Here is a 22352-nt window from a genome sequence, read left to right as displayed (position 1 = left end):
TTGATCAATGCCAGATCACGCAGCAGCTGTTGACTGTGACTGCCATCAGCCTTCAATCGACTTTGAGGCTTATTGGAAGGTGTGCTATCACTCATGCGGGGACCATCTGTAAGGCTTCAATCTTCACTTTCGGCAATAAGCGCTTGGTGAAGTAGGTATCTTCGTAATACTTGATCTTCTCGCAGAGCACCGGACTTGGAATGCCTTCATAGAGAAGGACTTCCTTGTCAAAGCCCATCGCTTTCAACTCCTGCGGCAGCATCAATGCACGGCGCTGCTCGGTCTCGGAGTAGGACACACTGCTTTGCTTGCCACTGCTGTGCGACTTGTTCTTCCTGCGCACTGTGGTGTAGCCGAGCATGTCGGAGTAGTCATTGGCGTCTTGCTGCTCGCGGGGGGCGTAGACGATTTGCAACGCATGGTTGGTGATGATGGTGCGCGAGACATCCTTGCCATATGTTGCGTCCAGCTGCGCCATGCTCTGGATGATGGGCAGTAGGCGGATGTTGTAGCCGGCCATGTAGCTCACCGCGCTTGCAATGATGTCGACCCGGCCGATGGACGTGAATTCGTCCATCAGCAGCAAGCACTGGTGTTTGAGCGCCGGATTGTTTTGCGGCAACTCTTTCGTGTTGAGGTTGATGAGCTGACTAAACAGCAGATTGATCAGCAAGCGGCTTTCCGCCAGCTTGTTCGGCTGGATGCCGATGTAGATGCTCATCTTCTTCTTGCGCACATCGGTCAGCAAGAAATCGTTGCCGCTGGTGGCCGCATCCAGGATCGGATTGATGAACTGGTTGAGCGGCTCTTTGAACGTGCCCATGATCGAGGCGAAGGTCTCTTCGGCTTGCGAGAGCAAATTGTCGAAGGCCATCTTGGCATCGCGACCCAAGAAGTCGCGCTGCGAGAGCTTTTTGAGATAGCCCTTCAAGTCGCTCCCGTCTCCAGACGACACGCGATAGAGCATCCCAAGGGTTGGGAACATCCAGGTGTCTTTCGGGTGCTTGCGCTTGATCTGATCGTCCAAGCTATCGAACAAATAGAGCGTAAACGCCATGAAAGCATTGCGGGCCTGGCTCACCCAGAACTTCTGGGCATCCGACCCATCTGGGTAGAGCATGGCCGCGACACTCATCAGGTCCGAGACGCGAAACGCCGGATCGGGCGAGATGTAGCTCAGGGGGTTCCAGCGGTGAGTGCGCCCGTCTTCGGCAAAGGGGTTGAACAAAAAGACCTCTTGGCCTTGGCTCTTGCGCCAGCCGGAAGTCAGATCGAAGTTTTCTTGCTTGATGTCCAGGACCACCACCGAGCCTTGGTAGTCGAGCAGGTTGGGAATGACGATGCCCACGCCCTTACCGGAACGCGTGGGTGCGGCCAGGATCACAAACTGCTGGCCGGGCAAGCGCACCAACTTGCCGCCATGCTTGCCAACCACGATGCCGGTTGGCGACGGTTTGAGCATGTCCTTCTTGGCCAGATCACTGCCTGAGGCAAAGCGCGCGTCGCCATGCAATGCGGCCGCCTTAGGCTTGAACAGCGGGATCAGCAGCGCGATCCAGGCCACAAGCGGCACGCCGAAGCCGATGGCGCCAGCGAGCTTGATCTTGGTCGCATAGGGGGCGAACTGGGGGAGGTCGAGCGCTTTCACGTAAGACCAGTAGGTGCCGACGCTGAGCGGCCCAGCCAACTTCAACAGCATCAAGATCAACTGACCGGAAAGGTAGACCCCTGCAATGAGGGCTAGGAGCAAGAGCGAGATGGCGACACTGAGCTTGATCTTGCCGGTCATGAAGTGCTGCCTTCCATCGTTGATCCCTGGCTTGTTTGAAAACGACCGTCCGCTCGCAAGATTACAGGATCACACAGCCCGCTTAGATCGGATGCGCATTGGCATCTGTGTAGGAATTGTCTGACGGGAAGCGTGCCAAGACATCAGCGGGACCTTGGCACTATGGGCTAGGCGCACCGCTGCGCTGGGCTTTGAGCTGCAATTCGGCGACGACCTTTCGCTGCTCCTCGACCGAGAGCTTGGCAAGCGCTTGGATGGCGTCTGCGACCTCATCGGTCTCGGCGAAGAAGGCAGCCAGTGGCATGCCGAGGGCGTCGGCCAAGCGCTTGGCGGTGCGTAGATCGCACTCGTTCACGCCCTTCTCGTAGCGATTGATGCGCGTCCTGGCCACCTCAGGAGCCAGTCCAGCGGCAACCCCCAAAGCGTCCTGGGTCAGCTCGGCCTTCTGGCGCGCGTGACGGAGGCGGTTGGCGAAGATGAGACGAGCGTCGTCCAGATCCAAAATGTGACCACAAGCATGCAATGTGATGAATGAGCATGAGGTCTCCGACTTGCCTTGTCTGTTACTTTATCAGTAACATGGTTCCGCCCGCCAATCAACTGCGACTACCAAGCACCAACACCGGTCATTCCTGGGCTGTGTGCGGAGGCGTGCAGCCATTGAGCATGTCGGCCAATCAAGCGTCCCGAACCTGCCGGTCTGGTGGATTTCTAGCACCCTTCCCTTTCCCTCTTTTGGAGATGCGACGTCCCCCCGCTCTGAGTAGCGGCCGGGTTTAGAGTCCGGGGTTGATGATATCGGTGTTGGCCAGCTGTTGGGCATACGCAGATGGCGTCATGCCGCCAATGGCCTTCTTGGGTCGCTCCTCGTTGTATTCGCGTCGCCAGCGTTCGATCTCGGTACGCGCATGCAGCAGGGTTGGGAACCAGTGCTCGTTGAGGCATTCGTCGCGCAGCCGGCCATTGAACGATTCGACGTAGGCGTTCTGGTTTGGCTTGCCAGGCTGGATCAGCCGTAACTGCACGCCACGCGCATGTGCCCAGGCCACCATCGCTTTGCCGCAAAACTCCTTGCCGTTATCTGTGCGGATCACCTGTGGCAAGCCGCGACTGTGCGCCAGCCGATCCAGCACGCGTGTCACGCCATGGCCCGAGATTGCGCGCTCCACCTCGATGGCGATCGCTTCGTGGGTTGCATCGTCCACGATCACCAGACACTTGATCACTCGGCCTTCGGCGCTGCGGTCGAACACGAAATCCATCGACCACACCTGATTGGCCTGCGATGGCCGCAGCAGCGGCTGACGCTCTCCTATCAGCACCTTTTTGCGCTTGCGGCGCCGGACCTGCAGCTGCTGCTCGCGGTACAACCGCTCCACACGCTTGTAGTTCACGATGCGTCCTTCCTGTCGTAATTTGAGATAGATCATCCCCACACCATAACGGCGATGGCGATGCGCCAACGCACAGATGCGTTCGCGCAGTGCGACGTTGCGATCTTCGCGCGGGCAATATCGCAGCGCACTGGCGCTCATGCCGATCACTGCCAACGCACGACGCTCGCTGGCACCACGCCCGATCCACTCGCGCACCAGCATGCGACGCGCCGGTGCGCTCACCACTTTTTTCGCAGTGCATCCTTGATCAGGTCGTTCTCGAACAGCTGCTCGGCCAGCAACTTCTTCAGCCGCGCGTTCTCGGACTCAAGGTCCTTGAGCCGCTTGGCATCGGGCACGCTCATCCCGCCGAACTTGCTGCGCCACAGATAATAGGAAGCCTCGCTGAAGCCATGCCGCCGGCACAGGTCCTTGATCGCCACACCGGCATCAGCTTCGCGCAGGAAGCCGATGATCTGTTCTTCAGAAAAACGCTTCTTCACGTCCAATCTCCTCGAGTTAGGGAATTGGACTCCAAACTGAGGTGCTACTCAAAATCGGGGGGGCGTCGAGGGCGCTTATACGGCTTCCAATCTCGGCTAGCGCATCCACCGCAACTTCATGGGCCAGATCCGCATTTCCCTTCATCTGGCCACAGCCGATCAGCCCTAGCAAGGTTTCGCGAACCTCTGGATTCTCGATACCGCTTGCCCAGAGACGCGCAACGTCTGCCATAAGATCTTTCGACGCGAAGCGCTCAACTTGGAGACTTGGCACTGCCTGGCCACGCCACCCGCCCTTTCCGAAGCGGCCAACATAGCCTTCCAGTGCGGCGCGGCGAAGGGGAACATCGAGCGACTCAGGGTCGCCTGCGTGGAGAAGCAGTTCAGGTTCGTGCTTGATGATCTCTCCACGTATGAATGCGTCATGAGGAGCCAGCCACGCCACCACGGGGCGCATTGCTGGCTTTACGATGCGCTCACCCTCCTGCGTGTCTGCGAAGAGCAGCCGCGCAACTTCGCGATTTGGAAGCCCCTTTTCTCTAAGTTGGCGAAGTCGCTCGGCGGCCAAGAATTCGATGGCAGATCGGTGGTAGAAGCGCACACGGCCGTAATTGGCGAACCCGAAAAGCCCACGTTCGAGCAGGGTATCAAGCTGATCGCCCGTCCAGTCGGGGAGCACTTCGGCGGGACTAAGCGCGCCGTCTCCCGAGGCGCGGTCTCCCCCCTGGCCATGCCAGATGTTGAACTTGCGACCTAAGAGAGCAGCGAACGCAAGCCTTGCAGCGCCTTCGCGTGCCTTGATGGGCTCCAGTGAGACACGCTCATCGCGGTCTTTGTTCGGGCGCAACCTGATCTCAATTGCCGTATCCACCTGTTCGCGGTGCGAGCGGATGTAGCCGTTCTCTTTCCAGTCACCACACAACTCAAGGAAGTCCAGCGGCCTGCGCGCGAAGTCGTGTGCGTTTTGCGAACTGATCGCATCAAATAACCTATCTAGATCCGTGACACCAGCGGTCTTCGCCATTTCCCGCATTTGCTTCTCACGGAGCGGCGCGAGAGCGACATTTCTCCACGTCGGGGCCTTACCTTCTTGGTTTTCTGGCTTCTTCTCGCGCATCGCAACACTCGCGAAGGCGATCTCTGGATCCATCTGTGCTTCAACCACCGGGACCGGGAGATGCTTGGCAATGACCTCGCGATCCACCGGAATAGGCCGGGTGGTAACCACGATCGTGACTCGTCCCAGATGTCCTGCAAGTGATCTAGCGACGGACTTGATTGCGCGGTCAAAGCTTGAAAGCGTCAGCTTCAACTCATCAATCGAGTCAAGAAAGAAGATCGCGTGCTCTGTCTGGGCCGACTTCCAACTATCGAAGCGAGCTTGCTCTTCTGGGCAGAAGCCGTCTTCGATTGAACGCGAAGCAAGCGCGGACAACTCCACAAAGAAGGCAGCGCGTCCCTCGTTCCACAGAGACTCTGCCGTTCTCTTGCACTCAAACGTCTTGCCCATTCCGGCTTCGGACACGATCAACACCCGATCGGATTCCAACAGAGTCGCCCAATCGATCTTGGCCCCGCTTGGAAAATTGGCCAGGAATTCGGCAGCTTCCATACTTTCAACCTTATCGTCCGGCAGATCGAAGAATGAGCGAACGAAAGCGGCATCGGTAATTGGCATGCGGTTGAGAGTTCCTTTGCTGTGATCGTTCTGCATCTACGGCGTTTAAGCGTGTTAGCAACTGCCGAGAGAACCTAGATTATTGCGCCAAGGCCAACGTGCATTTCAGCCTGATGGGTTCCCGTTGCTCCTGACCGGCCTGCCCTGATCTTTGATTAGTGCGCGCTTGACTGAGTCCGCCTTTGCCTTCGCTTCTTCATAGCGAAGCTCATTCAGCACATTAGCCGAGACCTCCCCCAGCTCATCGGCCAATTCCTGCTCTCCAATGGCCCCCATCACTTGCTCCCAGAAGCTTGCCGCCCGCACGAAACCCAGACGCGGCCCAATGGCGGATCGTCGTCGCGAGGATGAAGGAGTGATGATGGGGGCAACCGGCTGAGGTGCGGGCGCTGGATCCAATATCTCGGCCAACGCTTCAAGGGGCATCTGGATCAATCCGTCGATCTTGCGGGCGCCCGGATAGCGCCCCGACTGCATGCCTTCGCGCACGCGTTGCACGACCCCCCTCGTGCTTTGGCCACGAAGCACATGTGCGACCTCTTCGGGCCGAAGTGCATATCGCTGCGGATACAACTCTCGAAGCGTTTGAAGCGCGCTTGCAGACATGTGCGATGGGCCATCCCTAGACTCATTACAACTGTCTTATAGCGCAGCCTAGGAGACCTTGGAAGCCGTGGCAATGCTGTGGCGAACAAGCGCTGTTAGAAGCTGCTTTAGGTTGTCTAGACCTGCGTCGCGCCCCTTGAGTGGCCAGCCGTAGGCCTTATGAAACAGTAGGTTAGACAAGATAGCGGTGACCCCTCAATTTCCCCTCTTCCTTAGGAGGGGGACGCTCTATCCAGCTGAGCTACGGGGCCAAGGGCGGCATTGTCGCACGATCGTTGCGATTGCCAAGCCGGTAGGTGGCCGGCGGAGCCTGCTAAAATCGCCGGCTACCGTGTTGCGGATGGCTCGGCCACCGTGACCGCCACTGTTTCCAGGAGATCCCATGTCCGCTGACCTGCTCAAGGCGCTCGACCTCGCTGCGTCCAATTCCGGCACCTATCTTGGCGAGGCGACCTGGTCGCAGGCCGCCGGCGCCGGGGTGCTGCAGCCGCTCAATCCGACCACCAATGCGGTGATCGCCGAGGTGCAGGCCACCACGCCGGAAGACTACGAGCTGATCGTCCAGCGCGCGCAGGCAGCCTTCAAGGTGTGGCGTACCACGCCGGCGCCGCGTCGCGGTGAGGCCGTGCGCCTGTGCGGCGAGGCGTTGCGTGCGCACAAGGATGCGCTCGGTTCGCTGGTGGCGCTGGAAATGGGCAAGAGCAAGCCAGAAGGCGACGGCGAAGTGCAGGAGATGATCGACATCGCTGACTTTGCCGTGGGCCAGAGCCGCATGCTCTACGGCTACACCATGCATTCGGAGCGCCCCGGCCACCGCATGTACGAGCAGTACCAGCCGCTGGGGCTGGTGGGCATCATCAGCGCGTTCAACTTCCCGGTGGCGGTGTGGGCCTGGAATGCGTTTTTGGCGGCGATTTGCGGCGATATCTGCATCTGGAAGCCGTCCAACAAGACGCCGCTGACCGCGATCGCGACGATGAAGATCTGCAACGCGGCACTGAAGGACGCCGGCTTCCCGGACATCTTCTTCCTGATCAACGATGCCGGCACGGCGCTGTCGGAAAAGCTGGTCGAAGACACCCGCGTGCCGCTGATCAGCTTCACCGGTTCGACCCAGATTGGCCGCGTGGTGGCAGAGAAAGTCGCCCGTCGCCTGGGCCGCTGCCTGCTGGAATTGGGCGGCAACAACGCCATCATCCTGGACGAAACCGCCGATCTGAAGCTGGCCATCCCGGGCATCGTGTTCGGTGCCGTCGGCACTGCCGGGCAGCGCTGCACCACCACGCGCCGCCTGATCGTGCACGCCTCCATCTATGACACCGTGCTGGCGACGCTGGTCAAGGCGTACAAGCAGCTCGACAGCAAGATCGGCGACCCCACCGACCCGGCAAACCTGATGGGCCCGCTCAACAGCCAGGGCGCCGTTGCGCAGTTCCTGGACTCGATCGCCAAGGCCAAGGCGGCCGGCGGCACCGTCGAAGTGGGCGGCACGGCGATCGATCGCCCGGGCAACTTCGTGCTGCCGGCCATTGTCACGGGGCTGCAGAACAGCGACGCAGTGGTGCAGCACGAGACCTTCGCGCCGATCCTGTACGTGATGAAGTACAGCACGCTGGATGAGGCGATCGAGCTGCAGAACGGCGTGCCGCAGGGCCTGTCGTCGTCGATCTTCACCCAGAACCTCAAGGCCGCCGAGAAGTTCCTGTCGGCGGCAGGCAGCGACTGCGGTATCGCCAACGTCAACATCGGCACCTCGGGTGCGGAGATCGGTGGCGCGTTCGGCGGCGAGAAGGAAACCGGCGGCGGGCGCGAGTCTGGCTCGGATGCGTGGAAGGTGTATATGCGTCGTCAGACCAACACCATCAACTACTCCGATTCGCTGCCCCTGGCGCAGGGCATCAAGTTCGATCTTTGATCGAGATTGCATGGCGCGCCGGGCATATGCTCGGCGCGCCGCATGGTCGCAACGAGCCTGTTGCAGCGGCCCGCGCTGCGTAGCCGACGCACACAACCCGGTGGTTCTCGCCATCGCAGCGGCAGTGGCAGCCAGGAAGCGCCGGCGGCGGCAGGCGACGTTCGCCGATCCGGCTCTGTGCAACGTACGCCACCTCTGCACGGGGCGCAGCGTCCGCCGGCGATACAACGCAGGCGCCCCGTGGCACCGGCCCGGCTTGAACCCGCCGGGCCACATGGCGCCCGTTCGGCACCACCGACAGCCAGCGTCCGGCAGGACGCGTCTCGACGGGCATGACCACGCCCTACCCGCACGAGCAGCCATTTCAGCCGCTCCCGCCCGCAAAACCAGCCCCGCAACGACGTTTGGCCGCAAACGGCACGCCTTTTGCCCGGCGGCTCTGGGATAATCATGCGACGCCAGCCTTCGGCTGCCCGCCTTTCAAGGAGTTCATGATGAACGTTGTCGTTCGACAGACCAGCGCCATGGCGATCGTCAGCCTGGTTGCGGGCATTCTCGGCTGGACGCTGATCCCGTTCCTGGGCAGCATCTGCGCCATCATTACCGGGCATCTGGCCCGCGCGGAAATCCGCCGCAATCCCCAGGGTCTGGACGGCGACGGCCTGGCCATCGGCGGCCTCATCATGGGCTGGCTGGCGGTGGCGCTCTGGGTGGTGGGAATCGCGTTTTTCCTGCTGTTCTTCGGCGGCATGGCCTGGCTTGCGGCCGCCAACAGTTGAGCATGGCCACGCCCTCCTCCGCCCAGCGCTTCAACGACCGCGTGGCCGCCTATGTGCGCTACCGGCCCAGTTACCCGCCGCAGCTGCTGCGTTGGCTGCATGACGAACTGGGCGTGACGCCCGCAACGGCAGTGGCCGACATCGGCGCCGGCACCGGCATTTCCAGCCGCCTGTTTCTGGAAGCCGGGCATGCGGTGACGGCGGTGGAGCCCAACCAGGCCATGCGTGACGCGGCGCTGCAGTGGTTGGCGGAATTTCCCAAGTTTCAGGCGATCGACGGCACCGCCGAAGCCACCGGGCTGGCCGATGCCAGCGTGGGCCTGGTGTCTGCGGCGCAGGCCTTCCACTGGTTCGACATGCAGGCCGTGCACGCCGAATGGGCGCGCACCCTGCAGCCCGGCGGGCTGGCGGTGGTGTACTGGAATTCGCGCGAACTGGACAGCACCGCGTTCCTGCGCGGCTACGAGCAGTTGCTGCTGGATTACGGCACCGACTATTCCGCAGTGGCCGAGCGGTATCAGGACGATGCCACCATGCAAGCGTGGTTCGGCGATGGCTTCTGCGCGATGGCGCGCTTTCCGAATGTGCAGCGGCTGGACTTCGAGAGCTTGCGCGGCCGCCTGCTGTCGTCCTCGTACGCCCCGCTTGCGCACGACCCACGGCATGCCCCGATGCTCGCCGCACTCCGCACGTTGTTCGATGCGTATGCCCACGATGGGCTGATCGACTTCCAATACCAAACCCGCGTGTTCGCCGGGAGATTGAACTGACCCGCATGTATTCGCTTGCCCGCCCCTTCCTGTTTTCCCTGGATGCCGAGCGCGCCCACGCGCTGGCGTTGCGCTCCATCGACACCGCCTACCGCACCGGCACCACGGCATTGCTGGCCAGGCGCCCGGTGCCGCTGCCTACTCCGGCCTTCGGCCTGATGTTCCCCAACCCGGTCGGGCTGGGTGCCGGGCTGGACAAGAACGGCGAGCACATCGATGCGTTGTTTGCGCTGGGCTTCGGCTTTGTCGAGATCGGCACGGTGACGCCGCGCGCGCAGGAGGGCAACCCGAAGCCACGCATGTTCCGATTGCCGGAATACCAGGCGGTGATCAACCGCATGGGCTTCAACAATCTGGGCGTGGATGCGCTGGTGGCCAACGTGCAGCGCGCACGCCGCACGGGAGGCCTGCTCGGCATCAACATCGGCAAGAACAAGGACACGCCCAACGAGGAGGCCACCAGTGACTACCGTTACTGCATGGAGCGCGTGTATCCGCTGGCCGACTACATCACGGTCAACATCTCCTCGCCCAATACTGCAGGCTTGCGCGAGTTGCAGGAAGAACAATCGTTGCGCCGTCTGATTTCCGACTTGCGCGAAACCCAGGAAGCGCTGAGCGCGCAACACGGCAAACGGGTGCCGATGCTGGTCAAGGTGGCGCCGGACCTCAACGACCGCGACATCGATGCCGCCGCACGCGTGCTGGCCGACCTGGCAGTGGATGGCGTGATCGCAACCAACACCACGGTGACACGCACACTGGTGGCCAATCACCCGCTGGCTGCCGAAGCCGGCGGTCTGTCCGGCGCGCCGCTGCTGGGGCAATCCACGTTGGTGCTGCGGCGCCTGCGCGCGCGCCTGCCCGAATCGATTCCGTTGATTGGCGTGGGCGGCATCAACTCCGGCGCCGATGCGGTGGCCAAGATGGCAGCCGGTGCGAGCCTGGTGCAGTGCTACAGCGGGTTGGTGTACCGCGGCCCGCAGCTCATCGGCGAATGCGTCAACGCCATCCGACGCCGTCGCGAAGCACCCAGCGGCGGTGCGGTGTCGCCGTTATGAGCGATGCAGTGCACACAGGCTGGCAGCTGAGCGAACAGGCGCCGCTGCGCGCGCTCAACACCTTCCATGTGGAGGCCACCGCGCGCTGGTTGCTCAACGTCCACGCGCCCGAGGCATTGCCGCAGGCATTGGCCGCGCCCGAGATCGCCGGACAACCGTTGCTGGTGCTGGGCAGCGGCAGCAATGTCTTGCTGGCCGGCGATCCGCCCGGCTGCGTGCTGTGCTTCGACAACCGCCAGACGTCCATCATCGCGCACCGTGCCGACCACGCCATCGTGCGGGCCGGCGCCGGCGTGAACTGGCATGCGCTGGTGCTGTACTCGCTGCAGCAGGGCTTGTCGGGGCTGGAAAATCTGGCACTGATTCCGGGCACCGTGGGCGCCTGCCCGATCCAGAACATCGGCGCGTACGGCGCGCAGGTGGGCGACTTCATCCACGTGGTGGAAGCCTTCGACCGGCATAGCCAGCAGTTCGTGCGGCTGGATGCGGCCGATTGCGCGTTCGGCTACCGCGACAGCGTGTTCAAGCAGCAGCCCGAGCGTTATCTGATCGTGGCGGTGGAATTCAATCTACCGCTGCTGCACGAACTGCGACTGGACTACGCAGGCATTCGCGAGGAACTGGCGCGCATGGGCGCCGAACTGGCGGGCGCGGCCGATGTGGCGCAGGCGGTGATCAACATCCGGCGCCGCAAGTTGCCGGACCCGGATGTGCTGGGCAATGCGGGCAGCTTCTTCAAGAACCCATTGCTGCCGAGCGAACAGATTGCCGCCTTGCAGGCCAGCTTTGCCGACATGCCGGTGTATCCGGGCGAGCAGGCCGGCCAGGGCAAATTGTCCGCCGCCTGGCTGATCGAGCAATGCGGCTGGAAAGGCAAGCGGGAAGGCGATGCCGGCGTGTCGCCCGAGCATGCGCTGGTGCTGGTCAATTACGGCACCGCCACGGGCGCGCAGTTGCTGGATTTCGCGCGGCGCATTGCCGAGTCGGTGCGCGAGCGCTATTCGGTGATCCTGGAACCGGAACCGCGCATCATCGGGGCGCATTGGTGACCCCAGCACAGGTATCGCGGCGAGCCGCGCTGTGGATGCTCACCAGTACCTTCGCCTTCGGGTTGATGGCAATCACCATCCGCCTGGCCTCGAGCACGATTGCGACGACCGAGATCGCATTTTTTCGCAATGCGTTCGGGTTGCTGGCGTTGTTGCCGTTGATCGTGCGGCCGGGCAAGCCGCTGCCGCGCACGCGACAATTGCCGCAGTATTTCGCCCGCACCTTGATCGGCCTGGCCTCGATGCTGTGCGGGTTTTGGGCGATCGGCCATCTGCCCCTGTCGCAGGCCATCTCGCTCTCCTACTCCACGCCCTTATTCGTCACCGTGCTGGCCGTGGTGTGGCTGCATGAGCAGGTCCGGCTGCGGCGCTGGCTGGCGGTGGCGGCGGGTTTTATCGGCGTCCTGGTGATCCTGCGACCCGGCTCGTCCACGTTCACGCCCGGCTTGCTGATTGCGCTGTTGGCTGCGGTCATCAGCGCCATCGTCGCGATCCAGATCAAACAGCTCTCGCGCAGCGACGACTCCGACACGGTGGTCTTCTACACCTACGTGTTCTGGGTGCCGATGTCGCTGATTCCGGCGCTGTTCCAATGGAACTGGCCGCAGGGCATCGGCTGGGTATGGCTGGTGGCCACCGGCATCTTCGGCACCGCCGGGCAGTTGTTCTGGACGCGCGCACTCAAGCTGGGCGAAGTCTCTGCGTTGCAGCCGATCAGTTTCATGCAGCTGCCGTTGGTGGCGTTGCTGGGTTGGTGGCTGTTCGGCGAGGCGATCGAACGCCACACCGTGATCGGTGCGGCCATCATCATCGGCGCCAATGTCTATATCGCCCATCGCGAAACGGTGCTGGCGCGTCGCGCCGCTACGCATGCACCAGTGGAAGGCGCCAAGCCGGGCGAGTGAACCCGGCATCCCGACCTGCCTGGGCATGATCGCGAATACATCTGGTCCGGACGCCGACATACACTCCAGTCCCAAGCGCAGCGCACGCTGCGTGGCGTAGCTCTGGCAACCTCATCCGCTGTCGTATCATGGAGTTCGCATGCCGGTTCCAAGCAAGACAATCGGTTTGATCGGTGGAATGAGCTGGGAATCCACGCTGCCCTACTACCGCATCATCAATCAGCGCGTCCGCCATGCATGCGGCGGCCTGCATTCGGCGAAGCTGCTGCTGTATAGCGTCAATTTCCACGAGATCGAGCGGCTGCAGCACACCGGCGATTGGGATGGCGCTGGCCAGGCGATGGCAGCAGCCGCGCGTGCGTTGCAGGCAGCAGGCGCCGACTTCATCGTGCTGTGCACCAACACCATGCACTGCGTTGCCGACGCGATTACCGCCGCGACGCCACTGCTGCTGCATATCGCCGATGCCACCGCCGACGCGCTGGTCGCAGCGGGCATCAGCCGGGTCGGATTGCTGGGCACGCGCTTCACCATGGAGCAGCCGTTCTATCGCCAGCACGTCCAGGCACGCGGCCTGGACGTGCTGGTGCCGCCGGCGGAGGCACGCGCACAACTGCATCGCGTGATCTACGACGAACTCTGCCAGGGCGTGATCAAGCCCGAATCGCGCGAATACTTCTGCAAGGTCATGGGGGAGCTCGGCCAGCACGGTGCGCAAGCGATCATCCTGGGCTGCACCGAGATTTCGCTGCTGGTGGACAGCACCGATGCGCAGTTGCCGTTGTTCGACACCACCGCACTGCACGCCGAGGCAGCGGCGCTGGTGAGCGTATCCGGCTGATGCGCAGCGAACGCCCGAACGCGCGCGGTAACCGAAGCCCGCAGGCGTGTTTGCGCCAGGCCTGATGGGTGCCATCGGCAATTGATTGGCGAAACGGCGTAGCGACGGCCCCGCCCGGCAGCTAGCATTGCCTGCTCGGCGCATCAGCAGGCTTCAATGGCAATGCGCGCCACCCGCGACAGGATGCGACTGCATGACCACCCATGCCCCACCGACGCAGCTCACCCGCAGCGATTACAAAACCCTGGGCTTGTCCGCGCTGGGCGGCGCGCTGGAGTTCTACGATTTCATCATCTTCATTTTTTTCGCGAAGGTGCTGGGCGAGCTGTTCTTTCCGCCCGGTATTCCGGAGTGGACGCGGCAACTGCAGACATTCGGCATCTTTGCGGCCGGCTACCTGATCCGGCCGTTGGGCGGCATTGTGATGGCGCATTTTGGCGATCTGCTTGGTCGCAAGCGCATGTTCGCGCTGAGCATCGGATTGATGGCGCTGCCCACACTGGCCATCGGCGTGCTGCCGACCTACGCGCAGATCGGCCTGGCCGCGCCGCTGCTGCTGTTGACGATGCGCCTGCTGCAGGGCGCAGCCATCGGTGGCGAAGTGCCCAGTGCGTGGGTGTTCGTGGCAGAACACGTCCCCGCGCGGCGCACAGGGCTGGCCTGCGGCACCTTGACCGCTGGCCTGGCTGCCGGTGTGCTGCTTGGTTCGCTGAGTGCCGGCGCACTGAATCGTGCGTTTTCTCCGGAGGAAATCGCCGAGTACGCCTGGCGGCTGCCGTTTTTGGCCGGCGGCATCTTCGGCCTGCTGTCGGTGTACCTGCGGCGCTGGCTGCATGAAACGCCGGTGTTCGCCGAACTGGTCGCCATGCGCGCGTTGGCGCGCGAGACGCCACTGAAGGTGGTGCTGCGCGATCACCCGCGCAGTCTGGCAATGTCGCTCTGGCTGACCTGGGTGATCGCCGCCGCAGTGCTGGTGGTGTCGCTGATGACGCCCACGCTGCTGCAGAGTGCGTACGGCTATCCGGCACCGGTGGCATTGCAGGCCAATCTTCTGGCAGTGCTGCTGCAGGCGATCGGCTCGGTAGTGGCCGGGGCACTCTCGGACCGTTGGGGCAACGGGCGTGTGCTGCTGGCCGGCAGCGTGCTTCTGGGTATCAGCGCATGGCTGTTCTACCGCTTTGCGGGCGACCCGCGCCTGCTGTTTCCGCTCTATGCCCTGCTCGGCGCTGCGCTGGGCGTGCTGGGTGCGATTCCGCGCGTGATGGTCGAGGCGTTTCCACCGGTGGTTCGGCTGTCCGGCGTGTCGTTCGCCTACAACCTGGGCTATGCCGTATTCGGCGGCCTGACTCCGCTGCTGGTGGTGATGCTGCTCAAGCAGCACCCGATGGGGCCGGCGTACTACGTCATCTTGCTGGCTTCCATCGGCGCCATGGTTGGCGCCCGGTTATCGCAACGGGAGCGGATCGGCCGCGGTTAATCGGCAAACGGCACGCGCCCGGGCTGCTCCGCCACCGCTCCAGCCGGCGTGCGCCAATGCGGCCGCCGCGCGCCGCGGAACATCACCAGATACAGCCCGACCACCCATACCAGCGCGGCCGACCAGCCGCCCAGGATGTCGGACGGGTAATGCACGCCCAGGTAGATGCGCGAGATGCCCACCAGCAGCGCGAACACGCTGGCGACAATGGTCACCGGCCAGCGCCAGCGCGTGTTCCAGGCCAGCGCGATGACCACCGCTGCCAATGTCATCGAGCCCATCGCGTGGCCGCTGGGAAAACTGAACGTGCTCTCCGGCGCGATCGATTCCCACAAGCTGGGGCGGTCGCGCTGGAAAAACTGCTTGGCGCCCATGTTCAACAGCGCCGAGCCGCCGAATCCCAGCGCGGCAAACGTGCCCTCGCGCCGGCGCTGCAAGACCAGCAACACCAGCACGATGGCGATATCGGCCGGAATCACGCCGTACTGGTAGCCCGCCTTGGAGATCGCACCAAAGAACGCATCCAGGCCGGGCGTGGCGATGCTGCGCATGCTCCACAGCAGCGGCTCGTCGAAGTAGACATTTTCCAGCGCGTGGACCTCATCGGCCAGGTCCACGAACAGCCCGAGCGGCAGCAGCACCCCGGCAAACAGCAACGCCATGCGCCACGCATTGCTACGCAACCATCCCTTGAACCCGGCCGGCGATTCAGCCGGCGCGGCGGACATAGGTACGTTCGACGTATTGATCGATCAATTCGATGAATTCGTAGGCGATGTTTTCGCCGCGCAAGGTGACGCTCTTTTCGCCATCGATGAACACCGGTGCCGACGGTGCCTCGCCCGTGCCCGGCAGCGAAATCCCGATATTGGCGTGGCGCGATTCGCCCGGCCCGTTGACCACGCAGCCCATCACCGCCAGGGTCATGTTTTCCGCGCCGGGGTTGGTGATCTTCCATTCCGGCATCTTGGCGCGCACATGGTTCTGCACCACGCCGGCCAGCTCCTGGAAGAACTCGGAGGTGGTGCGGCCGCACCCCGGGCAGGCGGTGACCATCGGGGTAAACGCACGCTGGCCGGTGGTCTGCAGCAGTTCCTGCGCCACCACCACTTCCTGGGTGCGCGACTGCCCAGGCTCGGGCGTCAGCGAGATGCGGATGGTGTCGCCGATGCCTTCCTGCAGCAACACGCTCAGTGCCGCCGCCGAGGCCACGATGCCCTTGCTGCCGATACCGGCCTCGGTCAGGCCAAGATGCAGCGCGAAATCGCAGCGGCTGGCCATGTCGCGGTACACCGCGATCAGCTCCTGTACGCCGGACACCTTGGCCGACAGGATGATGCGCTCGCGCGGCAGGCCCAGCTCCACCGCACGCTCGGCCGAATCCACCGCCGAGCGGATCAGCGCCTCGCGCAGCACCCGGCCGGCATCCCACGGGGCGTCGCGTTGCGAATTTTCGTCCATCAGCTGCGCTGCCAGCGACTGGTCCAGCGAGCCCCAGTTGGCGCCAATGCGCACCGGCTTGCCGTACTTGATGGCGAACTCGATCAACTGACCGAACTGCAGATCCTTCTTCTTGCCGAACCCGACATTGCCCGGATTGATGCGGTACTTGGCCAGCGCCTCGGCACAGGCCGGCTCGGCAGCGAGCAGTTGATGGCCGTTGTAATGGAAGTCGCCGATCAAGGGCACTTCGATGCCCATCATGCGCAGCTTGTCGACGATGCGCGGAATGGCGGCAGCGGACTCGGCATTGTTGACGGTCAGGCGCACCATTTCCGAGCCGGCGCGCCACAGATCGGCGACCTGCTTGACGCTGCCGGCGATGTCGGCGGTGTCGGTGTTGGTCATCGACTGGACGACGACCGGATGGCCCCCGCCCACGGTCACGCTGCCGATCTTGACGGCCTGGGTGATGCGACGCGGCCAGGCGGTGGCGTCGGCGGGAGGGGTTGGGCGGGTCACGGCGTCATGCATCGCGCTATTTTAGCCTGTCCGCCGTGCGCTCACAGCTGAAGCGAGAGGCGCACCGATCTCTAGAGCGTGTGATGTACCTTGAGGTGAGTGCGAAGCGTCCAGTGGCGGGTCGAGACAAGGCAGGCGCTGCGGTCCAGGATGGCCGCCTGGGCAAGGCGCGCAACGCGGTATCGGCGCGCCACAGGACGCTTCCCGGAGGCTTGGCCGCCAGCGGCACGCAGCGGGCGGCCAACGCATCTCATCTCAACGTGCATCACACGCTCCAGGCCGATGCGACGGTTTGTCGCAGGCCACCATCTTCCCAAGCGCATAGCATTGCCGTGATGAACAGCTCCGACGCTTCCTTCCTGCGGACCCTCTGCAGCCTGCGCTGGCTGGCCACCGCCGGCCAGGCCGCCACCATTCTGGTCGCAACCGGGCTGATGGGCCTGAACCTGCCGCAGCAACCCCTGTGGGCCGGCGTAGCCGCGTTGGCGGTCTTCAACCTGTATGCGCAGCTGCGGGTGGCGCACCGCGGCGCGGTGAGCCCGGCCACCGAGTTCGGCCACATCCTGGTCGACGTGACGGTCCTGACCTGGATGGTGGGCTGGAGCGGCGGCATCGCCAACCCGTTCGGTTCGTTGTTCCTGGTGCTGATTGCGCTGGCCGCGTTGGCGCTGCCGCTGAGCTGGGCGATGGCGGTGGCGGCATCGTGCGTGGCCGGCTATGTGATCAGCGCAGCGTTCGGGCTGCCGCTGCCCTACGGTGGCTTCGACCCGCTCAGCCTGCACATGTGGGGCATGGCGGCCAACTTCCTGCTGTCCACCGTGGTGGTGCTGGCGTTCGCGACACGGCTGGCTTTTTCGATGCGCGAGCGCGAACGCGAGATCTCCACTTTGCGTGAGCGCTTTGCGCGCAACGAAGGCATCGTGGCGCTGGCCACGCACGCGGCGTCGGTGGCGCACGAATTGAACACGCCGCTGGCCACCATGACCCTGCTGGTGGACGACATCGCCGACCAGTGCGAGCAAGGCGAATTGCGCGAAGACCTGGACACCTTGCGCGAACTGCTGGTGCAGTGCCACGAACGCGTCCTGGCCTTGGCGGCACCTGCCGACAACGGCCATCTGAGCCGCGAGGTGGCCGTGAAAGAAGTGCTGGAACAATGGCGCCTGGTGCGCCCCACCATCGAACTGCGCCGCAACGAGGACGCGCCCATGCGCCTGATGCTGCAGCCCGGCGTCAGCCACCTGCTGATGGTGTTGCTCAACAACGCCGCCGATGCGGGCGAACGTGTCGGGCGCCCGCAGATCGATCTGACGCTGCGGGTGGAACACGACCATCTCAGCGGCGAAGTACGCGACTACGGACCCGGCTTCGACACCGCGCAAGCGATGCTGCCTGGGACGCTGTTCAATAGCGGCAAGCACGACGGCATGGGCGTGGGACTGGCGCTCTCGCATGCCACTGTCGAACGCCTGCAGGGCGAGTTGTGGATGCTGCCCGCCGAAGGCAGCGGCGCGCGCGTCGGTTTCCGTCTGCCCCTCTCCGACCACGAGGCACTCGCATGACAAGTCCCCCGATCCGTACCGGTCTGCTGGTCGACGACGACACCTTGTACCTGCGCACGCTGCAACGCAGCCTTGCACGCCGCGGCGTAGAAACGCTCACCGCCACCGATGCGGCCAGTGCGTTGTCCACGGCACGCAGCGCGATGCCGGATTTTGCATTGATCGATCTCAAGCTCGGCCACGATTCCGGCTTGAGCCTGATCCAGCCGCTGCGCGAGATCCGCACCGACATGCGCATCCTGCTGGTCACAGGGTACGCCAGCATCGCCACGGCGGTGGAGGCGATCAAACTCGGCGCCGATGACTACCTGCCCAAGCCGGCCAATATTCCCACCATCATGCGCGCGCTGGGCGAAGAGGATGACGAGTTGCCAGAGCCGGACGAAGAAGAAAGCGCGCAGGAAATGATGACGCCGCTCAGCCGCTTGCAGTGGGAGCACATCCAGCAGGCGCTGCACGAAACCGGCGGCAACGTGTCGGCGGCCGCGCGCCTGCTCGGCATGCATCGCCGATCGCTGCAGCGCAAGCTGACCAAGCGCCCGAGCCCGGGGCCGTTACGCTAGCCGTCCCGCCCTGTCGCCGAACCCCACGCGGCACGGACGCTGGGTGGGGGGCTGACAAGGACGCACCTGCAAGCGCGTTCCGCGCCCGTGCGCCGGCCCTGTAGCGGCGCGCAGATCGACCGCGTTGCAGTGCCCTTGTGCGTGCCGAAAAACTACCGCGGCCGACTGCAGGACTTCATCTCACAACGGGCCGAACACGCTTGCCCGACGCGAGGTTGCTGTGATGCCGTCGGCGCCCAGGATCAAGTTGCGCCCCCAGGTGCTCAGTTGTGCCGCATTCCAGCCGATTGCGATATCCAGCGACTTCGTGCTGCTGTCGTTGCCCGACCATGACCAGCCCATGTAGCCAATGTTGTAGTCGCGCGCGCGGCGCATGATCGCCGCTTCGTCCACATGCGCACCGCGATGGTCGCCACCGAATTCGCCGATCACCAGCGCCAGCTTTTTATCGTTGAAGGCGCGCAAGTAATTGTTGATCGTGGCATCGCTGCCGAACACTTCGTACATGTGCACGCTGAACATCAGGTTGCGGCGGCTGTCGCGGGCCAGCAGCACAGCGGCGTTGTCGCGCATGTAGAACTGCCAGTCCTGTCCCCAGTTGGGCGCATCCACCATCAAGGCGTGGGTCAATCCATTCTTGCGCAAGGTGGCGATGGCGGTGGCATGGCCGTTGACCCATTCGCTGGCAGTCAGGCTGTTGCCGAACGGTTCGTTGGCGATATTGATGACCACATGGTCTTCGTTGCCGATCAGCGCCTTGCGGATGCCGACCCAGTAATTGGTCGCATTGACCAGATTCGCAGCGGCGGTGTCTTCGCCGTAGCCGGTGGTGTCGTGGACCTCCAGCACGGCGATCAAGCCCAGGCTTTTGCAGCGCGCGATGATGCGGACCACATCGGCCTCCGGTGTGCGCGTCCAACGGTAGCCGGAACTGAGCACGACGCGCACGCTGTTGGCGCCGGTGGCCGCGATGGCTGCCAATGCCGCATCGGTGCGGCCCGCATACCAGGCATGCGGAAGGTTGACGCCGCGCAGCACCAATGCGTTGCCATTGGACTCGCGCAACTGCGTACCGGACACCGTGAGCCCTGCATGGGCGGCAGACGACAGCGCCAGACCGGCGACGACGAGGAGCGTGCGTTGTGCAAAAGACAGCAATGAATTCACGATGATTCCAAAATAGAAATGACAAGAGCCGCGATGGCGAAACTCACAGCGCGAGTGAAGACTGTGTCAATTCGTGACACACATAAGGCGAATGCACATCACAAAAGCAAACATCGGCGAAAGAGCATTGGTCGCATGCGCGATGCAGATGGTTGCGTTGCGTCGGCACCGCTGCGGTCAAAAGGTGATCGGCAGCGCGCGCGGGATATTTAGGCGCTGCCACCGGACCACACATGCGCCTTGCGCGTGGGTGTTGGCACGCATTCCAGCCCCGGCAGACGGCGCACGGCCTGCGACAGCGCCGCGCAGATGACCTTGGAATCGCGTGCGCCGCACGTCTGGCGCGGACACGGCACTGTTCATGCGTCCCAATGCGGCCTGGGCCGCGTGCTGCAACTGAACGGCGCCAATCATCGCCAATCAAGGGATCACGCTTCAGGCCGATACGAGCGCATGCCTTCCCTGCCTGCCTCTGTCGCGTCTCTTCTTCCGCCCACGCTCGACGAGTCCACCCGGCTCGAGGTGCTGCGCGGCCTGTGCCTGCTGGATTCGCCGCCAGACCCGGTGTTCGACACCGTGGCCGCCATGGCCGCGCGCAGCCTGGACGCGGAAATTGCGTTGGTATCGCTGGTGGACGAGCACCGCCAGTGGTTCAAGGCACGCATTGGCCTGGAAGCGCGCGAAACGCCGCGGAGTCAGGCGTTCTGCGCGCATGCGATCCGCTCGGACGAAGTGATGGTGGTGCCGGATGCGCGGCTGGATCCGCGCTTTTGCGACAACCCGCTGGTGATGGGGCCGCCGTTCATTCGCTTCTATGCCGGCGCACCGCTGAAGCTGCGCGATGGCCATAGCATCGGCACCTTGTGCGTGATCGGCACCAGCCCGCGCGAGGGACTAGATGCAGCAGCGATCACGCAGCTGGAAGGCCTGCGCGACCTGGCCGTGCTGCGCGTGGAAAACCTGCGCAGTACCACCTACCGCGATGGTCCGACCGGGCTGCCCAACCGCGCGCGCTTTAGCGAAGACCTGGATACCTGGCTGTCGCAACGCGACACTGCACCGGCCACCACGGCGGTGGCCATCGATGTCTGCGGCAGCGATTATTTCCGCGATATGGTCAAGGCGCTGGGCTGGGAATACGCAGACGGCTACGTCGCCCTGGCACAGCGTCGCCTTGCCGCCTATCTGCCCGGCGGCACCCTGTTGTATCGGTTGGACCCGACGACCTTCGGCTTCCTGGCGCAGGCGGAAGGCCAGCGTCTGGCCACGCTATGCACCAAGGTCGCCAAGGCGTTCACCGAGCCCTTGGAACATCAGGGCATTCCGCACACCGCGGTGGCTTCGATCGGCGCGGTCTCGCTGCAGTCCAGCTACGGCGCCGCCGATACCATCCGCTCGCTGACCACCTCGGTGGATATTGCGCGCGAGCGCTGCCTGCCGTGGAGCCTGTACGAGCGCAAGCACGATGTTGCCCAGCGCAATACCTTCCGCCTGCTCGCCGCCCTGCCCGCGGCCCTGGACAGCGCCAGCCAGCTGCGCCTGCACTTTCAACCGCGCGTGGATCTGCACGACCACCGCTGCGTCGGCGTGGAAGCCTTGCTGCGCTGGCAGCACCCGATGATCGGCCCGGTGGTGCCGTCGGATTTCATTCCGATGGCCGAGAAAACCGCGCTGATCAACCGCATTACCGCCTGGGTCATCGACAACGGCATCGCGCAGGCAGCGCGCTGGCAGCAGCAAGGCCTGGACTTCAACCTGGCCCTGAACGTGTCGGCCGCTGATCTGGATCGCCCCGGCTTTGCCGGCCTGCTGCGGCGCGGCCTGGATCGTCACAAGCTGGACCCGCGCCGGCTGGAAATCGAATTCACCGAAAGCGCGATGATTCGCCACCCCGACCACCTGGCCGAACAACTGGCCACCATTGCAGCGCTGGGCGTGCATATCGCCATCGACGACTTCGGCACCGGCTACAGCAATTTCAGCTATCTCAAGCAGCTGCCGGCCAGTTCGTTGAAGATCGATCAATCCTTCATCCGTTCGCTGCCGGACAGCCGCACCGACCGCACCCTGGTGCCGGCGATGATCCAGCTTGGCCACAGTCTGGGCCAGCGCGTGGTGGCCGAAGGCATCGAATCGGCGGAAGCGTACGCGCAATTGCGCGCCTGGGGCTGCGACGAAGGCCAGGGCTACTGGATCGCCAAACCGATGCCGGCCGCCGCGCTGGAAACCTGGCTGGAAACGCCGTGGCACGAGCAACATGCCGCGCCGGTCAACCTGCTTGCCGCCAGCTTGGCCGCGGCACGCGTCTAAGCGCAGCCAGCACACCAACCGCGTCCACCACTCGGCGGC

19 protein-coding genes are annotated in these 22352 nt (G+C 63.8%); 11 read left to right on the top strand and 8 right to left on the bottom strand.

Features of this window, described 5'->3' with window-relative positions:
* Nucleotides 1-91 precede the first annotated feature (91 nt).
* From AC1POX_RS10010 to AC1POX_RS09990, 5 genes are all read right to left on the bottom strand, one after another.
* Nucleotides 92-1789, bottom strand: coding sequence for a type IV secretory system conjugative DNA transfer family protein (locus tag AC1POX_RS10010; protein WP_014089910.1), 1698 nt, complete (start codon nt 1787-1789; stop codon nt 92-94).
* 160 nt (nt 1790-1949) lie between these two features.
* Nucleotides 1950-2291, bottom strand: a complete 342-nt coding sequence (locus AC1POX_RS10005) for a helix-turn-helix domain-containing protein (protein ID WP_372357055.1) — start codon at nt 2289-2291, stop codon at nt 1950-1952.
* Nucleotides 2292-2565: 274 nt separating this feature from the next.
* Nucleotides 2566-3668, bottom strand: a protein-coding gene (locus tag AC1POX_RS10000; protein ID WP_126952755.1) for an IS3 family transposase whose coding sequence is annotated in 2 segments (ribosomal slippage) — nt 2566-3410 and nt 3410-3668 — 1104 coding nt in all. Because the reading frame shifts where the segments join, the coding sequence is not laid out codon by codon here.
* Nucleotides 3669-3684: 16 nt separating this feature from the next.
* The gene (locus AC1POX_RS09995) at nt 3685-5382 is read right to left on the bottom strand and encodes an NACHT domain-containing protein (protein WP_372357054.1); all 1698 of its coding nucleotides are present in this window, start codon (nt 5380-5382) and stop codon (nt 3685-3687) included.
* 69 nt (nt 5383-5451) lie between these two features.
* Entirely contained in the window at nt 5452-5844 is a 393-nt protein-coding gene (locus AC1POX_RS09990; protein WP_274507144.1) for a hypothetical protein, read from the bottom strand.
* Between the two features lie 490 nt (nt 5845-6334).
* On the opposite strand from AC1POX_RS09990, the gene amaB reads away from it, so the two are divergent.
* The 8 genes from amaB to AC1POX_RS09950 all read left to right on the top strand — a co-directional run bounded on the left by amaB (nt 6335) and on the right by AC1POX_RS09950 (nt 14749).
* Complete coding sequence (gene amaB, locus AC1POX_RS09985; RefSeq protein WP_029819253.1) at nt 6335-7867, top strand: L-piperidine-6-carboxylate dehydrogenase; 1533 nt, start codon at nt 6335-6337, stop codon at nt 7865-7867.
* Nucleotides 7868-8361: 494 nt separating this feature from the next.
* The gene (locus tag AC1POX_RS09980; protein WP_011347158.1) at nt 8362-8646 is read left to right on the top strand and encodes a DUF4190 domain-containing protein; all 285 of its coding nucleotides are present in this window, start codon (nt 8362-8364) and stop codon (nt 8644-8646) included.
* Nucleotides 8647-8648: 2 nt separating this feature from the next.
* Nucleotides 8649-9416, top strand: a complete 768-nt coding sequence (locus tag AC1POX_RS09975) for a class I SAM-dependent methyltransferase (protein ID WP_338334449.1) — start codon at nt 8649-8651, stop codon at nt 9414-9416.
* A 5-nt stretch (nt 9417-9421) separates the two neighbouring features.
* Nucleotides 9422-10477, top strand: coding sequence for a quinone-dependent dihydroorotate dehydrogenase (locus AC1POX_RS09970; protein WP_005923429.1), 1056 nt, complete (start codon nt 9422-9424; stop codon nt 10475-10477).
* Nucleotides 10474-11526 (top strand): UDP-N-acetylmuramate dehydrogenase, encoded by a 1053-nt coding sequence (gene murB, locus AC1POX_RS09965; RefSeq protein WP_218561283.1) that lies wholly within the window; start codon nt 10474-10476, stop codon nt 11524-11526. Before AC1POX_RS09970 ends, murB begins: the two co-directional genes overlap by 4 nt.
* Complete coding sequence (locus AC1POX_RS09960; protein ID WP_029819248.1) at nt 11520-12431, top strand: DMT family transporter; 912 nt, start codon at nt 11520-11522, stop codon at nt 12429-12431. The genes murB and AC1POX_RS09960 overlap by 7 nt, the downstream gene beginning before the upstream one ends.
* A gap of 139 nt (nt 12432-12570) precedes the next feature.
* The gene (locus AC1POX_RS09955; RefSeq protein WP_372357053.1) at nt 12571-13272 is read left to right on the top strand and encodes an aspartate/glutamate racemase family protein; all 702 of its coding nucleotides are present in this window, start codon (nt 12571-12573) and stop codon (nt 13270-13272) included.
* Nucleotides 13273-13465: 193 nt separating this feature from the next.
* Nucleotides 13466-14749 carry an MFS transporter gene (locus tag AC1POX_RS09950; RefSeq protein ID WP_014090024.1) on the top strand — a complete coding sequence of 428 codons (1284 nt, stop codon included), beginning with the start codon at nt 13466-13468 and terminating at the stop codon, nt 14747-14749.
* On the opposite strand, the gene AC1POX_RS09945 is transcribed toward AC1POX_RS09950, so the two are convergent.
* Together AC1POX_RS09945 and ispG are read right to left on the bottom strand one after the other, a co-directional pair.
* Nucleotides 14746-15477, bottom strand: a complete 732-nt coding sequence (locus tag AC1POX_RS09945; protein ID WP_209262040.1) for a phosphatase PAP2 family protein — start codon at nt 15475-15477, stop codon at nt 14746-14748. The two genes, AC1POX_RS09950 and AC1POX_RS09945, sit on opposite strands and share 4 nt — an antisense overlap.
* Complete coding sequence (gene ispG / locus AC1POX_RS09940) at nt 15458-16723, bottom strand: flavodoxin-dependent (E)-4-hydroxy-3-methylbut-2-enyl-diphosphate synthase (protein WP_209262039.1); 1266 nt, start codon at nt 16721-16723, stop codon at nt 15458-15460. Before ispG ends, AC1POX_RS09945 begins: the two co-directional genes overlap by 20 nt.
* A 323-nt stretch (nt 16724-17046) precedes the next feature.
* On the opposite strand from ispG, the gene AC1POX_RS09935 reads away from it, so the two are divergent.
* Together AC1POX_RS09935 and AC1POX_RS09930 are read left to right on the top strand one after the other, a co-directional pair.
* The gene (locus AC1POX_RS09935) at nt 17047-18273 is read left to right on the top strand and encodes an ATP-binding protein (protein WP_008571249.1); all 1227 of its coding nucleotides are present in this window, start codon (nt 17047-17049) and stop codon (nt 18271-18273) included.
* Nucleotides 18270-18836 carry a response regulator transcription factor gene (locus tag AC1POX_RS09930; protein WP_011347151.1) on the top strand — a complete coding sequence of 189 codons (567 nt, stop codon included), beginning with the start codon at nt 18270-18272 and terminating at the stop codon, nt 18834-18836. Before AC1POX_RS09935 ends, AC1POX_RS09930 begins: the two co-directional genes overlap by 4 nt.
* 180 nt (nt 18837-19016) lie before the next feature.
* Here AC1POX_RS09930 and AC1POX_RS09925 read toward each other — a convergent pair whose 3' ends face one another.
* The gene (locus AC1POX_RS09925; RefSeq protein ID WP_372357052.1) at nt 19017-20003 is read right to left on the bottom strand and encodes a cellulase family glycosylhydrolase; all 987 of its coding nucleotides are present in this window, start codon (nt 20001-20003) and stop codon (nt 19017-19019) included.
* A gap of 453 nt (nt 20004-20456) precedes the next feature.
* On the opposite strand from AC1POX_RS09925, the gene AC1POX_RS09920 reads away from it, so the two are divergent.
* Nucleotides 20457-22313: a putative bifunctional diguanylate cyclase/phosphodiesterase gene (locus tag AC1POX_RS09920; protein WP_372357051.1), complete on the top strand. Its 1857-nt coding sequence runs from the start codon at nt 20457-20459 to the stop codon at nt 22311-22313.
* Nucleotides 22314-22352 lie beyond the last annotated feature (39 nt).

Source organism: Xanthomonas sp. NCPPB 3442 (assembly GCF_056725145.1).
This window is presented reverse-complemented; position numbering and strand designations above follow the sequence as displayed.